The following is a 26139-nucleotide window of genomic DNA, read 5'->3' on the forward strand; positions in this document are numbered from 1 at the left end:
GATTCCGCCTCGGGTGCTAGCGGGCGGCGCTTCCGACGGCTTCGGAGAGTGACGCGAACCCGCCCTCGTGCAACCGCCGGGCCAGGCCGTCGTGGATGTCGCGGGCCCACAGGCCCCCGCCGTAGATGAACCCGGTGTAGCCCTGCAGCAGCGAGGCGCCGGCGGTGATGCGCTCCCAGGCGTCGTCGGCGGTCTCGATGCCGCCCACGCTGATCAGCACCAGCCGGTCACCGACCCGGGCGTACAACCGGCGCAGTACCTCAACGGACCGACGGGCCACCGGCGGACCGGAGATGCCGCCCGGCCCGAGCTCGGCCACCCCCGGGGTGGCCAGCCCGCCGCGGGACACGGTGGTGTTGGTGGCCACGATGCCGGCCAGGCCCAGCTCCACGCAGAGGTCCGCGACGGCGTCCAGGTCGTCGTCGGCCAGATCCGGCGCGATCTTCACCAGCACCGGGCAGGTGCTCTCGGCGCGCACCGCGGCCAGGATGGGCAGCAGCGCTTCGACGGCCTGCAGATCACGCAGCCCCGGGGTGTTGGGTGAGCTGACGTTGACCACCAGATAGGCGGCCAGCGGCGCGAGCAGGCGGGCGCTGGCGCGGTAGTCGGCGACCGCCTCCTCGGCCGGGGTGGTCTTGGTCTTGCCGATGTTGACCCCGATCGGCACGTCGGCGTGATCGCGGGCCAGCCGGGCGGCCAGCGCCCCGGCGCCGTGGTTGTTGAACCCCATCCGGTTCAGCAGCGCGCGGTCTTCGGGGAGCCGGAACAGCCGCGGCGCAGGGTTGCCCGGCTGCGGGGCGGCGGTCACGGTGCCCACCTCGGCGTACCCGAAACCCAACGCGCCCCAGGTCTTCAGCCCGACACCGTCCTTGTCGAAGCCGGCAGCCAGTCCGAGCGGGCCGGGGAAGTGCACCCCGAACACGGTGCTGGCCAGCACCGGGTCATGCGGCGCCAGCCGGCGCGCCAGCACCCGGCGTACCGGCGGCGGTGCGGTGGCGCCGCGAAGCCCCGCGAACACCACGGTATGAATGCGTTCGGCCGGCACCATGAAGAACACCCGGCGCAGCGCGCCGTAGAGACCCATCGGCCTACAACCCCGGCTGATCGACTGCGCCGACAGCGTTCAATTGGGATTTCCTGCGGCGCAACAACACCCGCCTGCTTCCGTCGGTGTACAAGCGCACCCGGGTCAGCTCCCAGCCGCGGTATTCAGCCTCGATCGACAACCGGGTCGACGCCCCGATCCGGGTGACCTCCGGCGGCAGCCGCAGCGGGATCCACTCGTATTCGTCGGACAAGTCGGCGTCCCAGCCCGCCGGCAACCGGCCCCGCCGCACGCCCGTCAACGTTGCCTCGCCGCGTGCTCGATGACCTGGACCCCGGCTCCGGCGCCCGACACCACGTACAAGGTGTCCGACGCATCGTCGAAGGCCAGGGTGTCGGGTTGCTGCACGGTCGGGTATCGAACCTTCTCCACGGGGATTCCGGTGGTCAGATCGTAACCGACCACGGTGTTCGTCGCGGTCTGCGACACCCACGCGAACCCCCCGGAGCCGGCCACCCCGTAGGGGGCCTGCGGCACCGGGTAGGCCTGCCGCAGTATCAGCGGGTCGGTGCCGTAGACCAGCAATTGGCCGCCGCGGGTGTCCGCGGCGAGCACCGGCCCGTGCGGCGCGGCCGCCAGCGTCGTCGCGCCTTGCCCGGCGCGTAGCGCGTACTGCGGCTTGCCGTCGGGACCGATGGTGGTCACCGATGTCTGGCCGCGGTCCAGCACGACGGAGGTGTTGCCCTGCGCGACGAGCCCGTCGACGCGGGCGAAGATCTTCGCGCGTTCGGCTGTCCGGGTGCCGTCGGCGGCGAGAGTGTGGACGGCGCCGTCGGCGGTGCCCAACACCATGGTGCCGTCGCTGCGCCGTGCGATCGCGGTGAAGTCGGCCTCGGCGGCATCGTCGACGGTGATTCGGTCGATGCGCCGGGTGGCCAGGTCGACGGTGAAGTAGCCGCCGCGGCCGGCCAGGTAGGCCACGCCGGTGCCGTCACCGGTCACCGCGGTCGCCGGGCCCGGCAGCGTCAGGGCGGTGGGAGCCTTCCCGGGCGCGCCGACCAGTTCGACGGTGGCGGGGGCCTGCGCGTCGGCGCCGGGACACAGCACCACCAGCAGCCCGGTGGCGGCGTCGAACACCGCGCCGCTGCCCCGGCCGCTCAACGGCTGCACCACGCCGGCCGGGCGCGCCGATACCGCGGGGGAGACGGCGGGCTGAGCCGCCGGGATCGTCGGCGGCGGCGCGGTGACGGGGTTGGACGAGCATGCCGTGAGCAGCAGCAGCGATAACAGCAGGGCGGGGTGCTTGGGCACAGGCGGCTCTTCCGGCTCTTCGCGATCGGTGAATACGGGGCGAACCCCGATTCTAAGGACGCCGCCGACACCGAATCGGCATGTCCCGGTAACAATAAGTTCGCTTAGGTGTAATGTCGCGGCCATGACTGTGGCCGAAGACTGGCAACTGGCATGTTCGGAATTTTTCCTCGAGGAGATCTGGACCGGCGCGTTCGCGAGCGGGTTCGGCGAGGTCGGTGACGGCCGCAGCTTCTCCTTCCGCGTCGAGCAGCAGCAGCTGGTGGTCGACATCTACCGGCCCCAGCTGGAGTGCCCGGTGCCGCACGAGGAGGACGTGGTCGCCACGGCGAGCCGGAGCCTGTTCGACATTGACCTCGTCGACGAGCGCAGCCTGACCGCCGCCGTCCGTGACCTGGTGGCCGAGCTCACTCGCTAGCAGAGCTAGCCGCCCGGCGACGGGGGCGCGGTGACGTCCCGGGCGGGTGGTCGGCCGGCTGCTGTCCCTGCTGAAGGCGAACCGTTGGTGGATTCGGGCCCGCGGCACGGGCCTCCACCACACTCAGCGGTGAGGCGGTCTGCACCACACGCATCATCTGAAATCCGGCTTGGCCGAGCAGGCCGCGGTATTCGGCCGCGGTGCGTTCGCGCGAACCCAGGTTCAGCAGCATCTCCAGGTCCGCCCATTTTCCCGGGAAGTCGCGGTCGTGCTGGGGAATGACCAATTCGATCACCAACACCGTGGCCGAGGGGCCGGCCGCCGCCCGAACGTTACGCAGGATCTGCACCGCCTTCTCGTCGGTCCAGTCGTGCAGGATGTTCTTGAGGACATAGGCGTCACCACCGTCCGGGACGCTGTCGAAAAACGATCCCTCCGCGATCCGCACCCGGTCGGCGACGCGGCGCTCGCGCAACAGATTCGGGGCGCCCGCGACCACTCGCGGCAGGTCATACAGGACGCCCTGCGACGCCGGCGCTGCCGCCAGGATCGCAGCAAGCAGTGGGCCGTGCCCGCCACCGACGTCGACGATCGTGGGATAGGCGCTGAAGTCGTAGCCGGCCACCACCGGCGCCGTCGTCAATTGCGAGATGCTCGTCATCGTCTGGTTGAAGAGGTCGGCGAGCTCGGGCTGATCGGCGAAGTAGTCGAAGCTCGCGACGCCGCGCAACCCCGGGACCACGGTATGCCCGGTTCGTACCGAATCCACCAGCAGGGTCCAGCGTTCACGCTGCTCCCGCGAACCGTAGAAGCGGGCCGCGGCAGCCATCGACACCGGCGCGTCCGAACGCAGCGTGTCGGCCAGGTGGTTGAGCTGGAAGCGGCCGTCGCGGCGACGACCGAAGACGCCCCGGCCGACCAACGCCCGCAGCAGCCGGCCCAGCGCATCGGCATCGGCGCCGACCCGGTCCGCCAATTCGTCGATCGCCAGCGGTCTGTCGGCCAGCGCATCGGCGACACCGAGTTCGGCGACCGCGGTGATCGCCTGCGACGTCCAGGCGGCCATGATCATCTCCAACACGGCGGCCGGCGCCGGCATCAGCCGTTGATGGAAGCGGTAGAGGTGGTGGCGCATCCGCTCGACGACGCGGGCCAGCGTGGCCGGTGGCACTTTGACGGTCATCGTCGCATCGCCGGCAAGGCGGCGGCGCTCGCCGAGATGGCGAGCTCGGAGCTGATCTGCGCGGACATCCGGTGGTGGCTCACCGCGCGCAGGAACATCGTCAGCGCCCGGGTCTGCAACCGGTCCGAGATCAACCCCGCCGGCTTCAGCATGGACTCACTGCGCGACACCTGCTGCGTGGTCACCCACGACACCGCCTGGACCTTGTGCCGCCGGGTGTTTTCGTACCAGCGCAGCGCGCTCGCCAGGTCACGGTCGACGCCGTTGCTTGCGTTCCGGAGATCCGAGATCGCCTTGCGCAACACCATCGTGTCGAGTAGCGCCTGATTGGTCCCCTGCGCAAGGGTGGGCGGCATCGTATGTGCGGCGTCGCCGAGCAACGTGAGCGCGCCCCGGCCCGGGCGGGGGATCGGATGCCGAAAATGTGGGAAAGGCGAGCGGGCCAGATCCGCGTCGCTCAACGTCGCCAGGACCCGGTCGACCGCCTCGGACCACCCGGTGAATTCGGACCGGATCATCTCGAGCGGGCGTATCGGCCTGACGAACTCCGACGACCAGGGCAAATCGAACCACCACTGCAGATCCGAGCCTCCGGCCGGCCACAAGCCAAGGTTTCCGCGCTCGCCGATCATCATCAGCGCGGTGTGCTGGTCGGCCAGGCCCGCCATGGTGACCAGTCCCTGCCAGCTGCACCAGCCGGTCGGCTTCGCCCGTGGCGCGCCGACGATCTCGCGAACGATCGAGTGCAGACCATCGGCCCCGATCAGTAGATCACCTTCGGCGAAGCTGCCGTCTGCGAATTCGACCCGCACTCCGTCGGGCGTGGCGACCGCGCCGACAACTCGGGTGCTGCACCGGATGCGGTCGGCCGGAAAGCCGTCCAGCAGTCGTTGCAGCAGGACTGTGCGTGGGACCATCCGCACCGGTGCGCCCAGCCGGTCCACCACCGCGGTCAGGTCGATGGTGGCGACCCGGCGGCCCGTGGCCGTCATGACCCGCACGCTGGACAGCAGTTGTCCAGCCCCGTACATGTCGACGCCCAACTGACCCAGAACTGCCGCGCCGTTGGACCAGATGGTCACGGCGCCGCCTCCTGCGGTGATATCCGGCCGCTGCTCGAAGACGGTGACATCATGGCCGTCGCGCAATAGTCCGCGGGCGATTGAGATCCCGCCTACACCGGCTCCGACCACCAGGACTCGAAGACGTGAAGACGCGGCCGCTACCAGCGTCAGATGCCGGGCCCTAGTCCTCGGCGTGCTGCTCATAGGCCCAACGCTCAAGTCGTGCTTGTAGATTCACCAGGCCGGCGCCGGCTATCGGCATGGCTATCGACAGCAGGGCCATCAATACTGGATTCATCTCACACCTCCTATTCCTGACACGCAACAAGCCGACGAGTCGTTCACCGCGTGCAGCACCGCCTGGGTGGCCACGCGGCCGCCGACGGTGATCCGCACGCCGCCGTCGGCGTAGTGGCGGACCAGGAGCCCGGTGAAGACCTCCCGCCACGGCCGGCTCGCCGGCGGCAGGTACACGAAATTCGCGTGGGAGTCGGTGCTGTAGACACCCATCGTCGACAGGCGCCGGCGCAGGTAATCGCGTTCGCTGACGATTCGGGAAATACGTTGCTGCAGCTGTTCTTCGGCGTTGTACGAAGCCGCCACCGCGACCGCGCTGGTGATGTCCATTCCGAACGGCAACTGCATGGACCACAGGGTCTCGGTCAGCTGCGGCGACCCGAAGCCATATCCGATACGCAGCCCGGCGAGCCCGTAGGCCTTCGAGAATGTCCGCAGCACCACGACATTCGGAAAGTGCCGCACCAGATCAGGGCAGTCGATGCGGTAGTCGGGTGCGACGAACTCGATGTAGGCCTCGTCGAGCAGCACTATGGTGTCGGCCGGGATCCGAGTCATGAACCGCTCGACGTCGGCGATGGACTCCAGCGTTCCGGTCGGATTGTGCGGCCGGCACACGACGACCACCCGTGCGCCCGCCGCGGCCTGCGCCATCGCCGCGAAGTCGTGGTGGCCACGCTCGTCGAGCGGGACGCTGACCGGGGCCAGGCGGGCAATCCGGGCGAAGATCGGGTAGCCGTCGAAGGTCGGTGAGGCCAGCACGATCCGGTCACCGGGCTCGGTCACCGCCTGCAGGACCTGCATCACCACCCCCGTCGCGCCCGCCCCAAGGACGACCTGTTCGGCGCCAACCCCGATGTGTCGCGCGATCATCGTGCGCATCGATTCGGGCAGGAACTCCGGATAGCGGTTGGCCGCGTCCACCGCGTGGATCAAGGCGGCGCGCACCGCCGGCAACGGCGGAAACGGGTTCTCGTTGAGCGACAACGCGAACGGGTCAATCGCGTTCGGCAGCGCCCCGAGAGCGTCCACGGCGGCGCGGCTCGCCTGCGCCAGCGACGGCATCAGCCGCGTCCGCCCCAGCGGAGGGCCGCCGCGCCGGCGAAGTCACCGGCGTGCGCGAAGGCCGCCATCAGCACGATGTCGCCGGCCTTGGTCTGGCCGTCGGATATCGCACGATCCAGGTTGATCGGGATTCCGGCACCGAACAGGTTGCCGCACTCATCGAAGGTATCGCGATGCGCTGAATCGGGGACTTCGAGCGCTTCGCGCCAGTTGCGCAGGAACACCCGGTTCGGCTGGTTCGTCACAAGCAGCCCGACGTCCCTGGGCGACATGCCGATTCGATCACACACCGCCAGCGCCACCTCGGGAACCTCACGGTTGCCGCGGGCCAGCACCTTGGTGATCTTGGTTTCTGTGAAACCGATACACCCCTCGCCGGGCCCGGGCTGCCACCATTTGCGGGGCGGTTCCGTGGTGTAGGTCATGTCATTGGCGTATTCGCCGTAGGTGCGGCATTCCACAGCCAGGATTGGCGATTCGTCGGACAGTGTCACCAATCCCACCGCGGCGCCGTCGCCTGGCACCGATGCCTGCGCCTTGCGCCGCACCCCGGGCTGGTCGAAGACCTGCCCCGCCGCGTTCTGCGCGATGGCGATCAACGCGGTACGCCCTTCGCCCGCGGCCAGCAGCTGACGGGCCACTTTGAGCGCCAACACGAATGCCGCGCACCCGCCGTTGTGCAAGTCGAGCACCCAGCTCGGTCGCATGCCAAGGCGGTGGGCAATGCCGCCGCCCGAACCGTAGAACGGCATGTCCGGCAGTTGGGTGTGGGTGATCAGCACATCGACGTTGGAGATGACGTCGTGGCCGTGCCGCTGCACCAGCCCGGCAGCAGCTTGCTCGACCATGTCAATGGCGGTCTCGCCGGGCGCGACGTGATGACGGAACTTGGGCGCGCGGAACATCAGGTTGTCCGCCAAGTCATCCGATTCGGCGAACTGCGCGTAATAGTCAGCGCCGATAGGTTTTCCCGGCAGGTAGCAGGCAACATCGGTCAGGCTGACCACGGGTTGGTTCATGGCCGTCTCATCTCATCCAGCTCGGTGTGATCGGCAGACCGTTGCGGTGCCGGTATTCGGCGATCGTCTTGAGGTTGTTCAGCTCCACCCCGTGACCGGCGCCGAACATGTCCCAGAAGTCGCCGACCCAGCCCGTGCGCTCCGGCGGCGCCGCCTCCGGGTAGGGGTTGTGGTCATAAAACGGGTGGCGGCAATTGGTCCACAGCACAACAGAACCGGGCCGGTCCAGCACCAGCTGCGCGTCGAGGACCCGCATCAGGTAGATCATCCACAGATGCTTGCCCTGATCCCAGGCGCAATGGTAGTCGACGGTGCGCGCCTCGGCGTTGGCATGAGTGCGGGTGTAAATCTTGGTCTGCGGAAGCAACCGGTCATAGGCGAGCCACAGTTCGGGCTCATCTGTCGGCGTGAAGTCGCGCAGGGTGTAGGTCCACTCCTCGAGGCTGCGGGTGTCGGACAGGTAGTCGAACAGCTCGTCGGGCGGGCAGTCGATGTAGTCGTTGACCGTGCAGTACTGGCCGAAAACGTCGTCGTGCGGGTACACCGACCGCAGCTTCGTCAGGAAGAACGCAGCGGTCTCTTCCAGAGGTGCGGTCTCGATGCGCACCAAACCCTCGATGGGTTCGGCGGTGCCGCTGTGAATGTGGATATCGTCAAGCGCGGGCAGGGACATCGGTGGGGTTCTCCTTCGGTGTTGAAATCTCGTCATCGAGCCCGTGTTTGGTGGGCCGTTGTGTGAGAAACGGTGCGAACGGAGGTATTTCGTCGGCTGCGCACACGACGCTGACCACCGACGGGCCCTCGACCGCCATCGCCCGTGCCAGCGCCGCGGGCAGTTCCTCGGGGTCGGTGACGTCGACCGACGACAGCCCGGGGAACATGGCCGCGCACCCGGCGCCGAGAAAACTCGGGGCGAACCGGTTGTAGCTGTACAGGTCGTCGTAGAAGAGCTGTTCGCGGGTCACGCACATGGCGTGGGCGTTGTTGTTGAACAAGACGAACGTGATCGGCAGCCGATAGTGCACCGCGGTGTGGATCTCCATGCCGTGCATGAAGAACGCGCCGTCGCCGGCGATCACCACGGTGCGCTTCGCGCGGGCGCTCCGGACCCGGCCGAACGCCATGCCGATGCCCGCGCCGAAGCTGTAACCCATGCCGCCCATGCCGAGTGCGACGGCGAACCGGCCGCCACGCCTGACCCGGAGGTGATGAACCGCGGCCGCGCCGGTATTGCCGGCGTCGACGACGATATCCACGCCGGCGGGCAACGCCCGGTCGAGCGCGATCATGGCGTCGCGATAGCGTACGCCCGGGCCGGTGAAGGCCGGCGGCCGCAGCTCGGTGCTTGACACCATGTCGGGCACACGCAGACCCCTGGGGCGCCCCTTTCCGGACAGCGCGCGCGTCAGAGTGGAAAGTGACACCCGCAGGTTGTCGGTGTGCACGTGCGTGCATGGTAGGTAGGGCGGCGCAGAGCCGATCGAGATCGTGGGCGCCATCGCGAGCGCATCCTCGAGCCCGGCACGGGCCATCACGCCGAGTCGGGTGCCGACCACGAGGCACAGGGAGCTGGCCGCCACCGCCTCGCCCACACCCGGATGGCCGATGACACCGGTCACACCGAGCGCTGACGATGAGCCGAAACCTGGTGTTCCGGCTACATCTTTGGCATCGGGGACGCATGCTATGCGAGCGCGCAGCAGGAAACGCAGCGCCTCGAGTTCCTCGCGGGCGTCATCGCGTGCGACCTGTTCGCCGGCGATGATCGTGACCGGGCCGGTGGCCCGGCGCAATGCCTGCAGGATCGGATGCGGGTCGCCGAGCAGGGGACCGGCCGGATCGATCTCGCGGCCGAGATGCCGGATGTAACCGTCGACCCGAACGAGTCCTTGCTGAACGTCCTTGGGCAACAACAGTACTGCTGGGCCACCTGCACGTGCCGCCGCGATGGCGTCCGGTAATGCCGAAACGATGTCGGCCGGCGCCAATACCCGCCGGCAGAAGACCGACACCGCAGCGAACAGCGCTTCGGCATTCAACGCACCGTTGCGGCCACTGGTGTCTTGAAAGCTGCCCCGGCCGTCCATGCTGGTCGCCGCTTGTCCCACCAACGCCAACACCGGCACCCGGCTGGCCAGTGATTCCCCCAAACCTGCAACGAGGTTCAGTGCGCCGCCGCCCGACGTAGCCGCCACCACGCCCAGTCCGGCACCGCTGCGGCTGTATCCGTCGGCCATGGTGGCCGCGGAGAACTCGTGCTTGGCCAGAATCGCGGTGATACCCGACTGGAAATGTGCTGCATCGTAAAGGTCTTCGATGTTGGCACCGTCGACACCGAAGATGTAGTCGACTCCGGTGCCGGCGAGTTGTTCGACAATGCGGTCGACCACCCGGTGCTGCCTGGCCATCTGCTTACCTAACTCGTGAAGATGCCAGTAACACGACTCCCACGTGGCGTCAGTTCACGTTCGCGCGGAATTCATGGTGAACGCTGCAGCAACACTCCGTCGTCGTGGGCGGAAACCACGTGCAGTGCGGCGCCCGTCCGGTTCAGCCGTGGCCCATCCAGCTGTGGAATCGCGCCTCCGGGTCGTAGGCCGCGCGCACCTTTTCCAGCCGCGCCAGATTCGGGTCGGTGATGAATCTCGCCGGCCGCCGGCCGAGGTTCTCGTCGGCCAGGGCGATACCGGTGGCCAGGTGCGACATCGCGGCCATGTTGGACTGAGCCCAGTCGCCGTACCGCTCGTCGTCGGCCGGATCCTTCCAGGCGGTGTAGAGCGCCAGGTAGATCTCGTCCTCCAGGCCGTACACCATGTCGGCGCGGTCCTCCGACGTCTTCCAGCCTGTGAACAGGAACTGGGAGGGGTGCGGTGGCATCGTCTCGATGATCTTGCGGATGCCGGGTAGGAGTTCCTCGGCGGACGCCGATGTGAACATGCCGTCCGCGATGTAGCGGTGGCCCGGCGGGTAGTTGGTCATCACCGCGGCATACCAGTTGGCCAAGGTTGTCGGCGCATAGGGAAGGCTGATGATCGCCCGGTCGGCAACCGGGCAGGTGCCTAGGACGGCAAGGGCTTTCGTCGCCTCCTCGTCGGAATCGGCGAAGACCGGCGCGGCGACAGCGATGGCGGGGTGGTCGAGTCCCGCCCCCGGAAAGCTGCGGCAGGTGGCTATCTGCAGTTCGACGCGGTCGTCGACCTCGGGACTGATCGCGCGTCCCCAGGTGAAAACCTCGTCGGCGACGTCGATCGGGTACACGTACAAGCAGGTGCCCCAGACCGGCGGTCGCGGGCGCAACAGCAATGTGAACGAGGTGACCACCCCGAAGAATCCCGGTCCCGAACCCCGCGCGGCCCAATACAGATCCGGGTCGTTCTCGGCGTCGCAGTAGCGGTGTTCGCCGTCGGCGGTGACCACCTCCAGTCCAAGCACGCTCTCGCACGCCGGTCCGACCGCCGGGCCGTTCCAGCCGTATCCGCCTTGGAGGAGATAGCCGCCGAGGCGGATGCCGTCGCAATGGCCTGCGGGGAAGAACAGCCCGTGGGAGTCCAGGTCGATCGCGAAGGCGCTGGCGGCCTTGCCCGGGCCGACGCGTGCGGTCATCCGATCGGTGTCGACGGTGCAGTGATCGAGGCGGCTGACGTCGAGCAGCATGCCGCCGTCGCGCAGGTGGCTGGCCGACCAGCTGCGCCCGCCCGAACAGATGCCGACCCGATGGCCGTTGGCGCGCGCGTAGTGGATCGCCGCGACCACGTCGTCGGCGTTGTGCGCCTGCACAATCACATCGGGAAACCGTTGTGGCACCAGGCCGTTCCATACTGTTTCCCGACGGGCCGCTTCGTATCCGGCTGCGCCGCGGGGGAAGGTCTTTTCAGCGGTGAACAAGCTCATCGACATCCTCGTGGTCGTTCAGATAGGCCGCGATCTGACCGGCCAGAGGCGTGGCGCTGCGGCGGATCGCGCGAAGCGGGCCGCTGGGCGGAATGCCGTAGCCGATCGCGAACAATCCGTCGCCGACGTGGGAGGCGAAGCCGCCACGCGGATTGCCGTGTTCGTCGAGGACTCCCAGATGCCCCACCACGCCGTCTAGATCGACGCTGAACCCGGTGGCGGCCACGATCACCTCCGCCGCCACCGCGGTGCCGTCGGCCAGGAGCACCCGGTCGGATTCGACCGCCTCGACAGCGGCGACGACGTCGATCCGTCCGGCCCGCACCGCGGCGACGAGCTCATCGGCCAGGGTAGGAATGCGACCGCGTTGTTCGACCGTCGCCTTGAGGCCCAACGGCGGCCGGCCGAAGCCATAGACCGACAGGTCACCCCACAACAGCCGGTTGACGCGCTCGATCACAGGATCGACCTTGCTCGCGGGTACCCGGGCGAACAGCTCGAGGAAGAGGTCTGCGGGAAACGGCCCCAAAGACCGGCGCACCAGGTGCGGCGGGGTGCGCACCGCCAGCCAGACCTGGCGCGCACCGTCGTTCGCGAGCTGGACGGCGATGTCGGCGGCCGAATTGCCGGCGCCGACGACCAGGACATCGCGGCCACGAAACGGCCACGCGTTGCAGAAGGCGCCGGAGTGAACCAGTTCGCCGTTGAATCGGCTGAGGCCGGGCCAGGCCGGGATGGCCGGTGTGCGGTAGTTGCCGGTGGCGAGGACGATTGCCGGTGCCCGGATGTGTCCCGACGACGTGGCGACTCGCCAGCCACCTTCGGTGCGGTCGATGCGGGTGACCTCGCATCCGAGCTGCAGCGTGATGTGCTGTTGTCGCACATAACAGTCGAAGTAGCGGACCATGTCCTCCCGGGTCGGCCACCGACCGGCCGTCATCGGAATCCGTTGTCCGGGCAGATGCGACAGGAATCCGGTGGTGTTGAGGCGGAAGTTGTCATAGCGTGTGCGCCACGAAATCGCCGGCGCTGCAGCTTTTTCGACGACGAGCGCCTTGACGCCGTGCCGGTGCTCGAGCTGACGTGCGACAGCGAGACCGGCCGGTCCGGCCCCGATGACGACGGTGTCGGGGCGATGCTGCGCCAGCGGGCTCATCGGCGACTCCTAACAAGCGTCTCACCGGTGATACGGACCAGCAGCGCGTGCAGTTCAGCCGCCGGGGGGCGGGCCCCAGGTCAATCCGTTCGCCCCGCGGCACCCTCCCGGCGCGACACCCGCACGGTACGGTCTTTGACGTGTCTGAGGTCGTGTCGGAACTCCAGGGTGCTGCGATGTCATGGCCACAGGTCGTCGTCCTGGCGATCGTCCAGGGGCTCACCGAATTCCTGCCGGTCTCGTCCTCGGGGCACCTGGCGCTGGTCTCCCGGTTGTTCTTCGCCGGTGATGCCGGAGCCTCGTTCACCGCGGTGACCCAACTCGGTACCGAGGTGGCCGTGCTGGTCTATTTCGCCAAGGACATTGCGCGGATCGCCACCGCCTGGCTGTCCGGGGTGGCGTCGGCCCTGGCCAAGACCCCGCTGGCCGCCGACCGCGAAACCGACTACCGGATGGGCTGGTACGTCATCATCGGCACCATCCCGATCTGCGTGCTGGGCCTGGTGTTCACCGACCAGATCCGTTCCGGGGTCCGCAACCTGTGGGTGGTGGCCACCGCGCTGGTGGTGTTCTCGGCGGTGATCGCCGCCGCCGAACACCTCGGCCGCCAGACCCGCCATGCCAAGCAGTTGACCTGGCGTGACGCCGTGCTGGTGGGTTCAGCGCAAACGCTGGCGCTGGTCCCCGGAGTGTCGCGCTCCGGTGCGACCATCAGCGCCGGCCTGTTCGCCGGCCTGGACCGCGAGCTGGCCGCCCGGTTCGGGTTCCTGCTGGCCATCCCAGCGGTGTTCGCCTCCGGGTTGTTCTCCCTGCCCGACGCGTTCCACCCCGCCGGTGCCGGGATGAGCGCCAGCGGGCCGCAACTGTTGGTAGCTACCGTCATCGCCTTCGTGGTGGGCTGGGCGGCGGTGGCCTGGTTCCTGCGGTTCCTGGTCGCCCACAGCATGTACTGGTTCGTCGGGTACCGGGTCCTGGCCGGGACGACGATCCTGATCCTGCTGGCCACCGGCGTGCTGGCGGCCCAGCCATGACGGTCATCCTGCTGCGGCACGGCCGGTCCACCGCCAACACCGCCGGCGTGCTGGCCGGGCGTGCCGACGGCGTCGAGCTCGACGACACCGGCCGCGAGCAGGCCGCGCAGCTTGTCGACCGGCTGGCCGGTCTGCCGATCAAAGCGCTGGTGCGCTCGCCGCTGCTGCGCTGCCGCAGCACCCTCGAACCGCTGGCCGCCGCGCTCATGCTGGAACCGGTGGTCGACGACCGGCTCGCCGAAGTCGACTACGGGGCCTGGACCGGGCGCAAGATGACCGAGCTGACCGGTGAACCGTTGTGGCGGGTGGTGCAGGCGCAGCCCAGCGCAGCGGTGTTCCCCGACGGCGAAGGACTGGCGCAGGTGCAGGCCCGGGCGGTCGCCGCGGTCCGCGACCACGACCGGCGGCTGGCCGAGCAGCACGGCGGCGACGTGCTATGGCTGGCGTGCACGCACGGTGATGTCATCAAGGCCGTCCTCGCCGATGCCCTCGGTGTCCACCTCGACGGTTTTCAGCGCATCACCGCCGACCCGGCCTCGGCGAGCGTGATTCGTTACACGCCGTTGCGCCCGTTCGTCATCCACCTCAACCACACCGGGGCCTCGCTGGCGGCGTCGGTCAAAATTTCCCCGCCGGCAGGCAGCTCGTCGAGCGATGCCGTGGTCGGCGGGTCCACCACCTAGCCGACGCAGCTACCGGCGTGGTTGCCAACTGCCGGTATTTTGGAGATGCCATGTCCCGAGCAATCCACGTCTTCCGCACCCCCGACCGCTTCGTGGCCGGGACCGTCGGCCAGCCCGGAAATCGCACCTTCTACCTGCAGGCGGTGCACGACGAGCGGGTCGTCTCGGTGGTGCTGGAAAAGCAACAGGTCGCGGTGCTCGCCGAGCGGATCGGTGCGCTGTTGCTGGAGGTCAACCGCCGATTCGGTACGCCGGTACCGCCGGAACCCACCGAGATCGACGACCTCAACCCGCTGGTGACGCCGGTAGACGCCGAGTTCCGGGTCGGAACCATGGGCCTGGGCTGGGACTCCGAGGCGCAGACGGTGGTGGTCGAATTGCTCGCCGTCAGCGACACCGAGTTCGATGCGTCGGTGGTGCTCGACGACACCGAGGAGGGCCCGGACGCGGTGCGGGTGTTCCTGACGCCGGAGTCGGCGCGGCAATTCGCCACCCGGTCCAACCGGGTCATCTCGGCGGGCCGCCCGCCCTGCCCGCTGTGTGACGAGCCGCTGGACCCGGCCGGTCACATCTGTGTGCGCACCAACGGCTATCGGCGGGGCGCCTTCGGGCCCGACGATGAGCCCGATGACGCCGACCTCTGACGATGCCGAGGCGTTGCGCTCCGGGGAGCTGGAGGTCCTGGGCCGCATCCGCTCGGCGAGCAACGCCACCTTCCTGTGCGAGGCCACCCTCGGGCAGCACCGCATCCACTGCGTGTACAAGCCGGTCGCCGGTGAGCAGCCGCTCTGGGACTTCCCCGACGGCACCCTGGCCGGCCGTGAACTGGCCGCGCACCTGATCTCGGTCGAGCTGGGCTGGAACCTGGTGCCCGACACCATTATTCGGGATGGCCCGGCGGGCCCCGGAATGGTGCAGCGGTGGGTGGAGCAGCCCGGCGACGGCGACGACGTGCCCCCGGGGCCGGATCTGGTGGACCTGGTGCCGGTCGGCAAGATCCCGGCCGGCTACCTGGCGGTGCTGCGGGCCTACGACTATGCCGGCGACCCGGTCGTCCTGGTGCACGCCGATGACATCAGGCTGCGACGCATCGCGGTCTTCGACGTGGTGATCAACAACGCCGACCGCAAGGGCGGGCACATTCTGTGCGGCACCGACGGCGCGGTCTACGGGGTGGACCACGGGGTGTGCCTGCACACCCAGGACAAGCTGCGCACCGTGCTGTGGGGGTGGGCGGGCAAACCGGTCGACGACGAGACGCTGCACGCTGTCTCCGGGCTGGCAGCGGCGTTGGACGGCCCGCTGGCGGCGTGCCTGGAACCGCACCTGACCCCCGCCGAGCTGGGCGCCCTGCGATGGCGCGTAGCCGACCTGCTCGAGCATCCGGTGATGCCCGCCCCGAACACCCACCGCCCGATACCGTGGCCGGCGTTCTGACCGGCTCGGGGGATACTGCCAACGTGACGCTGACCGACGCGGCGCTGGCCGCCGAACTCGCCGTCGAGGCCGGAAAGCTGTTGCTGCAGGTCCGCGACGAGGTGGGTTTCGGTCATCCGTGGCGCCTGGGCGATGCCGGGGATGCGCGCGCCAATCGGTTGATCCTGGACCGGTTGCGCGAGGCCCGCCCCGACGACGCGGTGCTCAGCGAGGAATCCCCCGACGACCTGTCCCGGCTGCACTCCGACCGGGTCTGGATCATCGACCCGCTGGACGGCACCCGCGAGTTCACCACCCCCGGACGCGACGACTGGGCGGTGCACATCGCGCTATGGCAGCGCGACGGCGCCGGGCCCGGTGCCATCACCGACGCCGCGGTGTCCCTTCCCGCGCGCGGCAACGTCGTCTTCCGCACCGACACGGTCACCTCCGGTGCCGAGCCGGCCGAGACCCCGAACCCCATTCGGGTCGCGGTCAGCGCCTCCCGGATGCCGGCGGTGGTGCGCCTCATCCGGGCGGTGCTGCCGCTGCAGCCGGTGCTGATGGGGTCGGCGGGCGCTAAGGCGATGGCCGTGGTGCGCGGAGACGTGGACGCCTACCTGCACGCCGGCGGGCAGTGGGAGTGGGACTCCGCCGCCCCGGCCGGCGTGGTGCTGGCAGCCGGCCTGCACGCGTCTCGGCTCGACGGCTCCCCGCTGCGCTACAACCGCCCCGACCCCTACCTGCCCGACCTGCTGATGTGCCGCCCCGAGGTGGCGCCGGCACTGCTGGACGCGATGCGCCGGACGGTGCTGTAGGGGAGGGGCCTTACAGTCGAGGGCATGCAATCGTGGTCCGCGCCGGCTGTTCCGGCCCTGCCCGGGCGCGGCCCGGCGCTGCGCCTGTATGACACCGCCGACCGGCAGGTCCGCCCGGTGTCGCCGGGCCCGACGGCCACCATGTACGTCTGCGGCATCACCCCCTATGACGCCACCCACCTCGGCCACGCCGCCACCTACCTGGTGTTCGACCTGATTCACCGGCTGTGGCTGGATGCGGGCCACCAGGTGAACTACGTGCAGAACATCACCGACGTCGACGACCCGCTGCTGGAACGCGCCGACCGCGACGGGGTCGACTGGCAGCACCTGGCAGCCGATCAGGTCGAGCTGTTCGGCGCGGACATGACCGCGCTGCGGGTGCTGCCACCGCAGCACTACGTGGCGGCCACCGAGGCCGTAGACGAAGTTGTGGAAGTGGTCGAAAAGATGCTGGCCGCCGGATCGGCCTACATCGTCGACGGTGAGCACCCCGACATCTACTTCCGCGCCGACGCCACCGATCAGTTCGGCTACGAGTCCGGCCTGGACCGGGCCGGCATGCTGGAGTTGTTCGGCGAGCGTGGCGGAGATCCGGACCGCGACGGCAAGACCGATCCGCTGGACGCCCTGCTGTGGCGCGCCGCCCGGCCGGGCGAACCCAGTTGGCCCGCGCCGTTCGGCGCCGGACGGCCCGGCTGGCACGTCGAGTGCGCCGCGATCGCCCTGAGCCGCATCGGCACCGGCCTCGACATCCAGGGCGGCGGCTCGGACCTGATCTTCCCGCACCACGAATTCTCCGCCGCCCACGCCGAATCCCTCACCGGGGAGCGCCGATTCGCCCGGCACTACGTGCACACCGGAATGATCGGCTGGGACGGGCACAAGATGTCCAAGAGCCGCGGCAACCTGGTGCTGGTCTCCAAGCTGCGCGCCCAGGGGACCGAGCCGGCGGCGATCCGGCTGGGTCTGCTGGCCGGGCACTACCGCAGCGACCGGTTCTGGGACTCCGCCACCCTGCAGGCCGCCGAAGCCCGGCTGCGCCACTGGCGCGCCGCCACCGCGCTGCCTGCCGGGCCCGACGCCGGCGACGTCGTCGCGCGGGTGCGCCGCTACCTCGCCGATGACCTGGATACCGTCAAAGCGCTTGCCGCCCTGGATGGTTGGGCTACCGACGCATTGGAGTACGGCGGTCACGACACCGCCGCGCCGGCTCTGGTGGCCACCGCGGTCGACGCACTGCTGGGTGTATCGCTCCAGCCGCTGTAGCCCCGGCCCGGGCCGAGGGTAGTTTGGCCGCATGGTTGCGATTCACTCCCAAGTCATCTTCATCACCGGCGGCGCGCACGGCATCGGCGCCGCGGCGGCTCGCAAGCTGCACGCCCAGGGCGCCAAGCTGGTGCTGACCGACCTGGACCAGGCGCAGCTCACCGCGCTGGCCGACGAACTCGGCGGTGACCGGGTGCTGGCCGTTGCCGCCGACGTACGCGACCTGGGCGCCATGCAGGCCGCCGCCAAACAGGCTGTCGAGCGCTTCGGCCGCATCGACACCGTGGTGGCCAACGCCGGTATCGCCAGCTACGGGTCGGTGCTGAATGTGGATCCTGAGACGTTCAAGCGGGTTATCGACGTCGACGTGGTCGGGGTGTTCAACACCGTGCGCGCCGCTCTGCCGGCGGTCATCGAGCGTCGCGGCTACGTGCTGATCGTGTCCTCGCTGGCGGCGTTCACCCCGCTGGCCGGGATGGCGTCCTACGATGCGGCCAAGGCCGCGGTCGAGCACTTCGCCAGTGCGCTGCGCCAGGAGGTCGCCTACCAGGGTGTGGAGGTCGGATCGGCGCACATGGGCTGGATCGACACCCCCATGGTTCGCGATGTCAAGGCCGATCTCGGGGCCTTCGGGGCCATGCTGGCCAAGCTGCCGTGGCCGCTGAACAAGACAACCTCGGTCGACGAGTGCGTCGACGCCTTCATCGAGGGCATCGAGGGGCGGCGCCGCCGCGTCTACTGCCCGCGCTGGGTAGCGCTGTTCCGCTGGCTCAAGCCGGTGCTGACGTTGCGGGCGGTGGAAGCCCCGTTCATCAAAGGGGCCGCCACCATCGTGCCGCAGATGGACGCCGAAGTCGCCGCGCTGGGCCGCTCCACCAGCGCCCACAACGAGGCGCTCGAAAAATAGGTCAGCGCCGCCGGCGCCGCAGATACCGCTCGAACTCGGCGGCCAGCGCATCGCCGTCGATCTTGTTCAGCGCCTCGGTCATGTCGACCTCGGCGTCCCCGCGTTCTTCCAGCGAAGTCACGTAGTCGGCGATCTCGTCGTCCTCGCTGGCCATCTCGGTGACCGCGGCCTCCCAGTCCTCGGCCTGCGCAGGCAGGTCACCCAGCGGCACCTCGATGTCGAGGGCGTCCTCCACGCGGCGCAGCAGCGCCACCGTCGCCTTGGGATTGGGCGGCTGCGAGACGTAGTGCGGCACCGCCGCCCAGAACGTCACCGCTGGAATCCCGGCCGCCACGCAGGCGTCCTGGAACACCCCGGTGATCCCGGTCGGGCCCTCGTAGCGGGTCTCGGTCAACCCGAAGCGGGCCGCCGACTCCGCCGAGTACGCCGCCCCGGACACCGGCACCGGGCGAGTGTGGGGGGTGTCGGCCAGCAACGCCCCCAGGATCACCACGGTGTCGACGTCGAGCTGCTCGATGACGGCCAGCAGCTGCGCGCAGAACGACCGCCACCGCATGTTCGGTTCCACGCCGTGCATCAGCACGATGTCGCGGTCGCTGCCCGGCGGCCGGCAGTGCGAGATGCGCATCGACGGCCACACCAGTTCCCGGGTGACGCCGTCGAGCTGGCGGATCACCGGCCGGTTCACCTGGTAGTCGTAGTAGCTCTCGTCGTCGATCTCGACGATCAGCCGGGCCTCCCAGATGCTGTTGAGGTGAGCCACCGCATCACTGGCGGCGTCGCCGGCGTCGTTCCAGCCCTCGAATGCGGCCACCACGATGGTGTCGTGCAGGTCGGGCAGCGCGGTGCCGTCATCCGGTCGGGTCACAAAGTCAGCGTACGGCGTGCGCACAGATCACGGGCTCTACTCCGACCGGCTGAGTCGGCGCGCCGGTAGGGGCGTTCGTCCCGACGCGGGGTGACAACGTAGACTTTCCACCGTCGAGAGGCGTTGCAACGGTTCGCCGGTCTCTTCCGGTAGCCGCCACGCTCGACAGAGTTAAGGACGCCTTCCGCCACGGAAGGAGCCGCGTGAATACCTTTGAGCCCAACATCCGGCCCGACTGCACCGACGAGCTGACGGCTGCCCTGCGGCGGCGGATCATGGTGATCGACGGCGCGATGGGCACCGCGATTCAGCGGGACCGTCCCGACGAGGCGGGCTATCGCGGCGATCGGTTCACCGAGTGGCCGACCGCACTGCAGGGCAATAACGATCTGCTCACCCTGACGCAGCCGCAGATCATCGAGGGCATCCACCACGAATACCTCGAGGCGGGCGCCGACATCCTGGAGACCAACACGTTCAACGCGAACGCGATCTCGCTCTCCGACTACGACATGGCGGACTTCAGCTATGAGCTGAACTATGCGGGTGCCGCCCTGGCCCGCAAGGCAGCCGACGAGTTCAGCACCCCGGAAAAGCCCCGCTACGTGGCGGGCACCATCGGGCCGACGACGCGGACCGCGTCGATCTCCCCGGACGTCAACGACCCCGGTGCCCGCAACGTCTCCTACGACCAGCTGGTCGCCGCCTACCTCGAAGCCGCCAACGGCCTGGTCGATGGTGGTGCCGACATCATTCTGATCGAGACGATCTTCGATTCGCTGAACGCCAAGGCCGCAGTGTTCGCCGTCGAGACGCTGTTCGAGGACCGCGGACGCCGCTGGCCGGTCATCATCTCCGGCACCATCACCGATGCGTCCGGGCGCACGTTGTCCGGTCAGGTCACCGAGGCGTTCTGGAACTCGATCCGGCACGCCAAGCCGATCGCGGTGGGCCTCAACTGCGCCCTGGGCGCGCCGGAGATGCGCCCCTACATCGCCGAGATGGCGCGGATCGCCGACACCTTCATCTCCTGCTACCCGAACGCCGGCCTGCCCAATGCGTTCGGCGAGTACGACGAGACCCCGGAGCGGCAGGCCGGCTACATCGCCGACTTCGCCGACGCCGGCCTGGTCAACATCGTCGGGGGTTGCTGCGGAACGGCGCCGCCGCACATCGCCGAGATCGCCAAGGTCGTCGAAGGCAAGCCGCCGCGCGAGCTGCCCAACATCGAGGTGGCCACCCGGCTTTCGGGCCTGGAGCCGCTCAACATCACCGACGACTCGCTGTTCGTGAACATCGGTGAGCGCACCAACATCACCGGCTCCGCCCGGTTCCGCAACCTGATCAAGGCCGAGGACTACGACACCGCACTGTCGGTCGCGCTGCAGCAGGTCGAGGTCGGTGCGCAGGTCATCGACATCAACATGGACGAAGGCATGATCGACGGCGTCGCCGCGATGGACCGGTTCACCAAACTGGTCGCGGCCGAGCCGGACATCAGCCGCGTCCCGGTGATGATCGACTCCTCCAAGTGGGAGGTCATCGAGGCGGGCCTGAAGAACGTGCAGGGCAAGCCGATCGTCAACTCGATCTCCCTGAAGGAGGGCGAGGAGAAGTTCATCCGCGAGGCACGGCTGTGCCGCAAGTACGGCGCCGCCGTGGTCGTGATGGCCTTCGACGAGCAGGGCCAGGCCGATAACCTGGAGCGCCGCAAGGAGATCTGCGGGCGGGCCTACCGGATCCTGACCGAACAGGTCGGCTTCCCCGCCGAGGACATCATCTTCGACCCGAACTGCTTCGCGCTGGCCACCGGCATCGAGGAGCACGCCACCTACGGGATCGACTTCATCGAGGCCTGCGCCTGGATCAAGGAGAACCTGCCCGGGGTGCACATCTCCGGCGGTATCTCGAACGTGTCGTTCTCGTTCCGGGGCAACAACCCGGTGCGCGAGGCGATCCACGCGGTGTTCCTGTACCACGCCATCAAGGCCGGCCTGGACATGGGCATCGTCAACGCCGGCGCGCTGGTGCCCTATGACTCGATCGACCCGGAGCTGCGGGAGCGCATTGAGGACGTCGTGCTGAACCGGCGCGCGGACGCTGCCGAGCGGCTGCTGGAGATCGCCGAACGGTTCAACTCCTCCGAGAAGTCCGAAGATCCCGCGGCGGCCGAATGGCGCAGCCTCCCGGTCCGCGAACGGATCACCCACGCCCTGGTCAAGGGCATCGATGCCCATGTCGACGACGACACCGAGGAGCTGCGGGCCGAGATCGCCGCCGCGGGCGGTCGGCCGATCGAGGTGATCGAGGGCCCGCTGATGGACGGCATGAACGTCGTCGGCGACCTGTTCGGCGCGGGCAAGATGTTCCTGCCCCAGGTGGTGAAGTCGGCGCGGGTGATGAAGAAGGCGGTGGCCTACCTGCTGCCCTACATCGAGGCGGAGAAGCAGCCCGGGGACGCCGAGCACACCAACGGCACCATCGTGATGGCAACCGTGAAGGGCGACGTCCACGACATCGGCAAGAACATCGTCGGGGTCGTGCTGCAGTGCAACAACTACACCGTCGTCGACCTCGGGGTGATGGTGCCCGCCGACAAGATTCTTGCCGCGGCCAAGGAGTACGACGCCGACATGGTCGGCCTCTCCGGCCTGATCACCCCGTCGCTGGACGAGATGTCCAACTTCGCCGCCGAGATGGAACGCGAAGGCCTCCAGATCCCGCTGCTGATCGGCGGCGCGACCACCTCGCGCGCCCACACGGCCGTGAAGATCTCGCCGCGGCGCAGCGGTCCGGTGGTCTGGGTCAAAGATGCCTCGCGTTCGGTGCCCGTCGCTGCCGCGCTGCTCGACGACAAGCAGCGGCCGGCGCTGCTGGAGGCGACCGAGAAAGACTATGCGGCCCTGCGGGAACGGCACGCTCAGAAGAACGAGCGGCCGATGGTGCCGCTGGAGAAGGCCCGCGCCAACCGGACGCCGATCGAGTGGGACGGCTACACGCCGCCGGTGCCCGCCCAGGGGCTGGGCGTCCGGGATTTTCAGGACTACGACCTTGCCGAGTTGCGCGAGTTCATCGACTGGCAGCCGTTCTTCAACGCCTGGGAGATGAAGGGCCGCTTCCCGGACATCCTCAACAATCCGGCGTCGGGCGAGGCCGCCCGCAAGCTGTACGACGACGCCCAGCAGATGCTCGACACCCTGATCAGGGAGAAGTGGCTGCGGGCCAACGCGGTGATCGGGTTCTTCCCGGCCAACGCCATCCCCGGCGGCGAGGACATCGAGGTCTACACCGATGAGAGCCGCACCGAGGTGCTGACCACGTTGCACCACCTGCGCCAGCAGGGCGAGCACCGCGCCGGCATCCCGAACCGGTCGCTGGGCGACTACATAGCGCCTAAGGACACCGGTCTGGCCGACTACATCGGCGGTTTCGCCGTCACCGCGGGGCTGGGCAGCGGCGAGAAGATCGCGGAGTTCAAGGCGGCCCTCGACGACTACAGCGCGATCCTGCTGGAGTCGGTTGCCGACCGGCTGGCCGAGGCGTTCGCCGAACGGATGCACCAGCGGGTTCGCAAGGAGTTCTGGGGATTCCAGCCCGACGAGGCCTTGGACAACGACGCACTCATCGCCGAGAAGTACCAGGGCATCCGCCCCGCTCCGGGCTACCCGGCCTGCCCGGAGCACACCGAGAAGGCGACGCTGTGGAAGTTGCTGGACGTCCACGAGCGGACCGGCATCGAGCTGACCGAGTCGATGGCGATGTGGCCCGGCGCCGCCGTCAGCGGCTGGTACTTCTCGCACCCGCAGTCGCAGTACTTCGTGGTGGGCCGGATGGCCCAGGACCAGGTCGCCGACTACTCCAAGCGCAAGGGCTGGACCCTGCGCGAAGGTGAGCGCTGGCTGTCCTCCAACCTCGCCTACAACCCGGAGGACTGAGCCCTGCGCGCGGTGCTCTGGGACATGGACGGCACCCTGGTCGACTCCGAGAAGCTCTGGGATGTCGCGATGGAGGCGCTCTACGACCGGCTCGGCGGGGTGCTGACTCCGGAGGTGCGGGCGGCCACCGTCGGCGGCGCCGCAGAGAACACCATGCGCATCGTCTACGACGACCTGGGCCTGCCGCTCGACCCGGCGGCGATGGCGGACTCGGCGAACTGGCTGCACGACTACACCGCCGGACTGTTCGACACCGGCCTGCCCTGGTGCGACGGGGCCCGGGAGCTGCTCGATGCGCTGGCCGCCGCCGCCGTGCCCATGGCGCTGGTGACCAACACCCCGCGGCCGCTGGCCGAGCGGGCGCTGAACACCATCGGGCGCCACTATTTCTCGGCGGTGGTCTGCGGCGACGAGGTTCCCCACGGCAAGCCGGCGCCGGATCCCTACCTGCGGGCGGCCGCGCTGCTGGAGCTGGATCCGCTGCGGTGCCTGGCCGTGGAGGACTCACCGACCGGCGCGGCCGCGGCCGAGGCGGCCGGCTGCGCGGTGCTGGTGACGCCCAATGCGATCCCGGTGCCGCCCGGGCCGCGGCGCCAGCAGGTGGCCACCCTGGCCGGTCTGCAGCCGGCGGACCTGGCCGAAATTCACGCCGATCTGGCCGGACCGCAGCGGGCCGTCGCCGGAAACCGACGTGACCGCACCTGACGGCGCATGAAACAATCCCTGCTCGTGAAGACCTTCGAGGAGCTGTTCGCCGAGCTCGGTGAGCGCGCCGCCACCCGACCGGCCGGCAGCGCCACCGTGGCCGCGCTGGACGCCGGGGTACACACCGTCGGCAAGAAGATTCTGGAGGAGGCCGGCGAGGTATGGATGGCCGCCGAGCACGAGTCCGACGACGCGTTGGCCGGTGAGATCAGTCAGCTGCTGTATTGGACCCAGGTGCTGATGATCTCGCGCGGGCTGACACTGTCCGACGTCTACCGGAAGCTGTGAGCATGTTGCGTGTCGCCGTCCCCAACAAGGGGGCGCTCAGTGAATCCGCGGCGGCGATGCTGTCGGAGGCCGGCTACCGCAGCCGCTCCGATGCCAAGGACCTGACCGTCATCGACCCGGTGAACAAGGTCGAGTTCTTCTTCCTGCGGCCCAAGGACATCGCCATCTATGTCGGGTCGGGTCAGCTCGACTTCGGCATCACCGGCCGGGATCTGGCCGCTGAATCCGGGGCGCCGGTGGCCGAGCGGCTGGCGCTGGGCTTCGGGTCGTCGAAGTTCCGTTACGCCGCACCAGCGGGCCGGGACTGGACCGCCGCGGACCTGGCCGGCAAGCGGATTGCCACCGCCTACCCCAACCTGGTTCGCAAAGACCTGGCCGGCAAGGGAATTGAAGCCACCGTCATCCGGCTCGACGGAGCGGTGGAGATCTCGATCCAGCTCGGGGTGGCCGATGCGATCGCCGATGTGGTGGGCTCGGGGCGCACCCTGCGTCAGCACGGCCTGGTGGCTTTCGGTGCGTCGCTGTGTGATTCCGAAGCGGTGCTGATCGAGGGCGCCGAGTCCAACGGTCGCAGCGCGCAGACTGCCGCCGCCCGTGACCAATTGGCCGCCCGGGTGCAGGGCGTGGTGTTCGGCCAGCAGTATCTGATGCTGGACTACGACTGTCCGCGTGCGGTGCTCGACCGGGCTGCCGCGATCACCCCCGGCCTGGAGTCGCCGACCATCGCCCCGCTCGCCGACCCCGACTGGGTGGCGGTCCGCGCGCTGGTGCCGCGTCGGGAGGTCAACGCGATCATGGACGAACTGGCCGCCATCGGAGCCAAGGCCATCCTGGCCTCGGACATCCGATTCTGCCGATTTTGATCAGTGCAGGTAGGCGCGCTGTCGACGTGTTAGCGTCCGGGAGACCCTAGGAGGCTCTCGTGACGCATTTCCTCGTGCTGCTCCTTGCCCTGCTGATCGGTACCGTCGCCGGCCTGCGTGCGCTGACCGCGCCGGCAGTCGTGGCGTGGGCGGCCGCGCTGCACTGGATCAACCTGGACGGCACCTGGGTCCAGTGGCTGAGCCACCCGGTGACCGTCACCATCTTGACGGTGCTGGCGGTCGGCGAACTCATCACCGACAAGCTTCCCAAGACGCCGGCCCGCACCGCAGCGCCGTCGTTCGCCGCCCGACTTGTCTTGGGCGCCTTCGCCGGCGCCGTTATCGGCACGGCGTGGGCGTTCACCTGGTCGGCGCTCGGCGCGGGCCTGATCGGTGCGGTCCTGGGCACCCTGGGCGGCTACGCAGCGCGCACCCGCCTGGCGGCGTCCCATGGCCACGACCTGCCGATTGCACTGCTGGAGGACAGTGTCGCGGTGCTGGGCGGTGTCGCGATCGCCGCTTTCACCGCGGTGGTGTGAACTGAGGCATTCAGCGCCGCTGCACCAGCAGTGCTTGCGCTGAGGTCCCGATGAATCCGCTGCGGTCGAACAGCTCTGCGGTGGTGACCCCGACGCCGTCCGGTCCGATCGAAGCGCGAGCCCGCAGGCCGAAGTCCTGCCCGGTGGGCAACCGGTGCAGATGGACGACGGTGTCGGTGTTCATGAACATGTACTCGTCGGTGTCCAAGGCGGCGCCGACGCCGTTCGCCGAGTCGACCACCATCGCCAGCCGCTGCAGCGCGGTGGTCGGTTCGGTGTCGACGAGATGTACCTGCGGACTCAGCCAGGACACCGCGGCGCCGTCGGGGGAGTCCGGCTGCATGCGCCAATCCACCGACTGGGCGTAG

Annotated in this window: 25 protein-coding genes and 1 pseudogene; 13 read left to right on the top strand and 13 right to left on the bottom strand. The window is 69.0% G+C overall.

Going from position 1 to position 26139, the window contains the following annotated elements; translation table 11 throughout:
• Positions 1 to 16 precede the first annotated feature (16 nt).
• The 3 genes from A5694_RS13750 to A5694_RS13760 are packed head-to-tail and all read right to left on the bottom strand — an operon-like array spanning position 17 to position 2356.
• Positions 17 to 1084: a quinone-dependent dihydroorotate dehydrogenase gene (locus A5694_RS13750; protein ID WP_064922389.1), complete on the bottom strand. Its 1068-nt coding sequence runs from the start codon at positions 1082 to 1084 to the stop codon at positions 17 to 19.
• Between the two features lie 4 nt (positions 1085 to 1088).
• On the bottom strand, positions 1089 to 1346 hold the full coding sequence (locus tag A5694_RS13755) for a DUF5703 family protein (protein ID WP_064922390.1): 258 nt from the start codon (positions 1344 to 1346) through the stop codon (positions 1089 to 1091).
• Entirely contained in the window at positions 1343 to 2356 is a 1014-nt protein-coding gene (locus A5694_RS13760; protein WP_419179722.1) for a YncE family protein, read from the bottom strand. Before A5694_RS13760 ends, A5694_RS13755 begins: the two co-directional genes overlap by 4 nt.
• A 124-nt stretch (positions 2357 to 2480) precedes the next feature.
• Between A5694_RS13760 and A5694_RS13765 the strand changes: the two genes are divergently transcribed.
• Positions 2481 to 2774, top strand: a complete 294-nt coding sequence (locus A5694_RS13765; protein ID WP_064922391.1) for a hypothetical protein — start codon at positions 2481 to 2483, stop codon at positions 2772 to 2774.
• Here the strand turns inward: A5694_RS13765 and A5694_RS13770 are convergent.
• The 8 genes from A5694_RS13770 to A5694_RS13805 all read right to left on the bottom strand — a co-directional run bounded on the left by A5694_RS13770 (position 2764) and on the right by A5694_RS13805 (position 12449).
• The gene (locus tag A5694_RS13770; RefSeq protein ID WP_082952662.1) at positions 2764 to 3957 is read right to left on the bottom strand and encodes a methyltransferase; all 1194 of its coding nucleotides are present in this window, start codon (positions 3955 to 3957) and stop codon (positions 2764 to 2766) included. The genes A5694_RS13765 and A5694_RS13770 overlap by 11 nt on opposite strands.
• Positions 3954 to 5150, bottom strand: a complete 1197-nt coding sequence (locus tag A5694_RS13775; RefSeq protein ID WP_234786373.1) for an FAD-dependent oxidoreductase — start codon at positions 5148 to 5150, stop codon at positions 3954 to 3956. The genes A5694_RS13770 and A5694_RS13775 overlap by 4 nt, the downstream gene beginning before the upstream one ends.
• Positions 5151 to 5315: 165 nt before the next feature.
• A complete protein-coding gene (locus tag A5694_RS13780) occupies positions 5316 to 6383 on the bottom strand; it encodes a pyridoxal phosphate-dependent aminotransferase (protein ID WP_064922392.1) in 1068 nt (355 codons plus the stop codon).
• Positions 6383 to 7402: a 3-oxoacyl-ACP synthase III family protein gene (locus A5694_RS13785; RefSeq protein WP_064922393.1), complete on the bottom strand. Its 1020-nt coding sequence runs from the start codon at positions 7400 to 7402 to the stop codon at positions 6383 to 6385. The genes A5694_RS13780 and A5694_RS13785 overlap by 1 nt, the downstream gene beginning before the upstream one ends.
• Before the next feature lie 7 nt (positions 7403 to 7409).
• The gene (locus A5694_RS13790) at positions 7410 to 8075 is read right to left on the bottom strand and encodes a hypothetical protein (protein ID WP_064922394.1); all 666 of its coding nucleotides are present in this window, start codon (positions 8073 to 8075) and stop codon (positions 7410 to 7412) included.
• Positions 8056 to 9810: a thiamine pyrophosphate-binding protein gene (locus tag A5694_RS13795; RefSeq protein ID WP_064922395.1), complete on the bottom strand. Its 1755-nt coding sequence runs from the start codon at positions 9808 to 9810 to the stop codon at positions 8056 to 8058. Before A5694_RS13795 ends, A5694_RS13790 begins: the two co-directional genes overlap by 20 nt.
• Positions 9811 to 9952: 142 nt before the next feature.
• The gene (locus tag A5694_RS13800; protein WP_064922396.1) at positions 9953 to 11293 is read right to left on the bottom strand and encodes an FAD-binding oxidoreductase; all 1341 of its coding nucleotides are present in this window, start codon (positions 11291 to 11293) and stop codon (positions 9953 to 9955) included.
• The gene (locus tag A5694_RS13805; RefSeq protein WP_064922397.1) at positions 11274 to 12449 is read right to left on the bottom strand and encodes a flavin-containing monooxygenase; all 1176 of its coding nucleotides are present in this window, start codon (positions 12447 to 12449) and stop codon (positions 11274 to 11276) included. The genes A5694_RS13800 and A5694_RS13805 overlap by 20 nt, the downstream gene beginning before the upstream one ends.
• A 176-nt stretch (positions 12450 to 12625) precedes the next feature.
• Here A5694_RS13805 and A5694_RS13810 point away from each other — a divergent pair, with 176 nt between their 5' ends.
• Genes A5694_RS13810 through A5694_RS13840 form a run of 7 tightly spaced genes read left to right on the top strand, consistent with a single transcriptional unit; the run spans position 12626 to position 18573 of the window.
• Entirely contained in the window at positions 12626 to 13480 is an 855-nt protein-coding gene (locus A5694_RS13810) for an undecaprenyl-diphosphate phosphatase (protein WP_064922414.1), read from the top strand.
• Positions 13477 to 14163, top strand: a complete 687-nt coding sequence (locus A5694_RS13815) for a histidine phosphatase family protein (RefSeq protein ID WP_064922398.1) — start codon at positions 13477 to 13479, stop codon at positions 14161 to 14163. Before A5694_RS13810 ends, A5694_RS13815 begins: the two co-directional genes overlap by 4 nt.
• A gap of 50 nt (positions 14164 to 14213) precedes the next feature.
• A complete protein-coding gene (locus tag A5694_RS13820) occupies positions 14214 to 14807 on the top strand; it encodes a DUF3090 domain-containing protein (protein WP_064922399.1) in 594 nt (197 codons plus the stop codon).
• A complete protein-coding gene (locus A5694_RS13825) occupies positions 14791 to 15600 on the top strand; it encodes an SCO1664 family protein (protein WP_064922400.1) in 810 nt (269 codons plus the stop codon). Before A5694_RS13820 ends, A5694_RS13825 begins: the two co-directional genes overlap by 17 nt.
• A complete protein-coding gene (locus tag A5694_RS13830) occupies positions 15597 to 16397 on the top strand; it encodes a 3'(2'),5'-bisphosphate nucleotidase CysQ (protein WP_064922415.1) in 801 nt (266 codons plus the stop codon). The genes A5694_RS13825 and A5694_RS13830 overlap by 4 nt, the downstream gene beginning before the upstream one ends.
• Positions 16398 to 16421: 24 nt before the next feature.
• Positions 16422 to 17666: a cysteine--1-D-myo-inosityl 2-amino-2-deoxy-alpha-D-glucopyranoside ligase gene (mshC, locus tag A5694_RS13835; RefSeq protein WP_064922401.1), complete on the top strand. Its 1245-nt coding sequence runs from the start codon at positions 16422 to 16424 to the stop codon at positions 17664 to 17666.
• 31 nt (positions 17667 to 17697) lie between these two features.
• The gene (locus A5694_RS13840; protein ID WP_064922402.1) at positions 17698 to 18573 is read left to right on the top strand and encodes an SDR family oxidoreductase; all 876 of its coding nucleotides are present in this window, start codon (positions 17698 to 17700) and stop codon (positions 18571 to 18573) included.
• Between the two features lies 1 nt (position 18574).
• On the opposite strand, the gene A5694_RS13845 is transcribed toward A5694_RS13840, so the two are convergent.
• Positions 18575 to 19441: a PAC2 family protein gene (locus A5694_RS13845; RefSeq protein WP_064922403.1), complete on the bottom strand. Its 867-nt coding sequence runs from the start codon at positions 19439 to 19441 to the stop codon at positions 18575 to 18577.
• A 203-nt stretch (positions 19442 to 19644) separates the two neighbouring features.
• Between A5694_RS13845 and metH the strand changes: the two genes are divergently transcribed.
• The 5 genes from metH to A5694_RS13870 are packed head-to-tail and all read left to right on the top strand — an operon-like array spanning position 19645 to position 25771.
• Positions 19645 to 23376, top strand: a complete 3732-nt coding sequence (metH, locus tag A5694_RS13850; protein ID WP_064922404.1) for a methionine synthase — start codon at positions 19645 to 19647, stop codon at positions 23374 to 23376.
• A gap of 3 nt (positions 23377 to 23379) precedes the next feature.
• Complete coding sequence (locus tag A5694_RS13855) at positions 23380 to 24081, top strand: HAD family hydrolase (protein ID WP_064922405.1); 702 nt, start codon at positions 23380 to 23382, stop codon at positions 24079 to 24081.
• Positions 24082 to 24087: 6 nt separating this feature from the next.
• Positions 24088 to 24369 carry a phosphoribosyl-ATP diphosphatase gene (locus A5694_RS13860; protein ID WP_064922406.1) on the top strand — a complete coding sequence of 94 codons (282 nt, stop codon included), beginning with the start codon at positions 24088 to 24090 and terminating at the stop codon, positions 24367 to 24369.
• A 2-nt stretch (positions 24370 to 24371) separates the two neighbouring features.
• Positions 24372 to 25232 carry an ATP phosphoribosyltransferase gene (hisG, locus tag A5694_RS13865; RefSeq protein ID WP_064922407.1) on the top strand — a complete coding sequence of 287 codons (861 nt, stop codon included), beginning with the start codon at positions 24372 to 24374 and terminating at the stop codon, positions 25230 to 25232.
• A gap of 59 nt (positions 25233 to 25291) precedes the next feature.
• Complete coding sequence (locus A5694_RS13870) at positions 25292 to 25771, top strand: DUF4126 family protein (protein WP_064922408.1); 480 nt, start codon at positions 25292 to 25294, stop codon at positions 25769 to 25771.
• A gap of 10 nt (positions 25772 to 25781) precedes the next feature.
• On the opposite strand, the pseudogene A5694_RS13875 reads toward A5694_RS13870, so the two are convergent.
• Positions 25782 to 26139: pseudogene (locus tag A5694_RS13875) on the bottom strand (acyl-CoA thioesterase domain-containing protein); the annotation flags it as partial.

Origin of the sequence: Mycolicibacter sinensis, assembly GCF_001667945.1 — a bacterium.
GTDB classification, from domain to species: Bacteria; Actinomycetota; Actinomycetes; order Mycobacteriales; family Mycobacteriaceae; genus Mycobacterium; species Mycobacterium sinense_B.

Coding starts and splice junctions, on each gene's coding strand:
- A5694_RS13750 (WP_064922389.1), bottom strand. CDS start 1,084: ATGGGTCTCTACGGCGCGCTGCGCCGGGTGTTCTTCATGGTGCCGGCC.
- A5694_RS13770 (WP_082952662.1), bottom strand. CDS start 3,957: ATGACCGTCAAAGTGCCACCGGCCACGCTGGCCCGCGTCGTCGAGCGG.
- A5694_RS13825 (WP_064922400.1), top strand. CDS start 14,791: ATGACGCCGACCTCTGACGATGCCGAGGCGTTGCGCTCCGGGGAGCTG.
- A5694_RS13840 (WP_064922402.1), top strand. CDS start 17,698: ATGGTTGCGATTCACTCCCAAGTCATCTTCATCACCGGCGGCGCGCAC.
- A5694_RS13810 (WP_064922414.1), top strand. CDS start 12,626: ATGTCATGGCCACAGGTCGTCGTCCTGGCGATCGTCCAGGGGCTCACC.
- A5694_RS13820 (WP_064922399.1), top strand. CDS start 14,214: ATGTCCCGAGCAATCCACGTCTTCCGCACCCCCGACCGCTTCGTGGCC.
- hisG (WP_064922407.1), top strand. CDS start 24,372: ATGTTGCGTGTCGCCGTCCCCAACAAGGGGGCGCTCAGTGAATCCGCG.
- A5694_RS13800 (WP_064922396.1), bottom strand. CDS start 11,293: ATGAGCTTGTTCACCGCTGAAAAGACCTTCCCCCGCGGCGCAGCCGGA.
- A5694_RS13860 (WP_064922406.1), top strand. CDS start 24,088: ATGAAACAATCCCTGCTCGTGAAGACCTTCGAGGAGCTGTTCGCCGAG.
- A5694_RS13795 (WP_064922395.1), bottom strand. CDS start 9,810: ATGGCCAGGCAGCACCGGGTGGTCGACCGCATTGTCGAACAACTCGCC.
- mshC (WP_064922401.1), top strand. CDS start 16,422: ATGCAATCGTGGTCCGCGCCGGCTGTTCCGGCCCTGCCCGGGCGCGGC.
- A5694_RS13790 (WP_064922394.1), bottom strand. CDS start 8,075: ATGTCCCTGCCCGCGCTTGACGATATCCACATTCACAGCGGCACCGCC.
- A5694_RS13785 (WP_064922393.1), bottom strand. CDS start 7,402: ATGAACCAACCCGTGGTCAGCCTGACCGATGTTGCCTGCTACCTGCCG.
- A5694_RS13805 (WP_064922397.1), bottom strand. CDS start 12,449: ATGAGCCCGCTGGCGCAGCATCGCCCCGACACCGTCGTCATCGGGGCC.
- A5694_RS13815 (WP_064922398.1), top strand. CDS start 13,477: ATGACGGTCATCCTGCTGCGGCACGGCCGGTCCACCGCCAACACCGCC.
- A5694_RS13780 (WP_064922392.1), bottom strand. CDS start 6,383: ATGCCGTCGCTGGCGCAGGCGAGCCGCGCCGCCGTGGACGCTCTCGGG.
- A5694_RS13765 (WP_064922391.1), top strand. CDS start 2,481: ATGACTGTGGCCGAAGACTGGCAACTGGCATGTTCGGAATTTTTCCTC.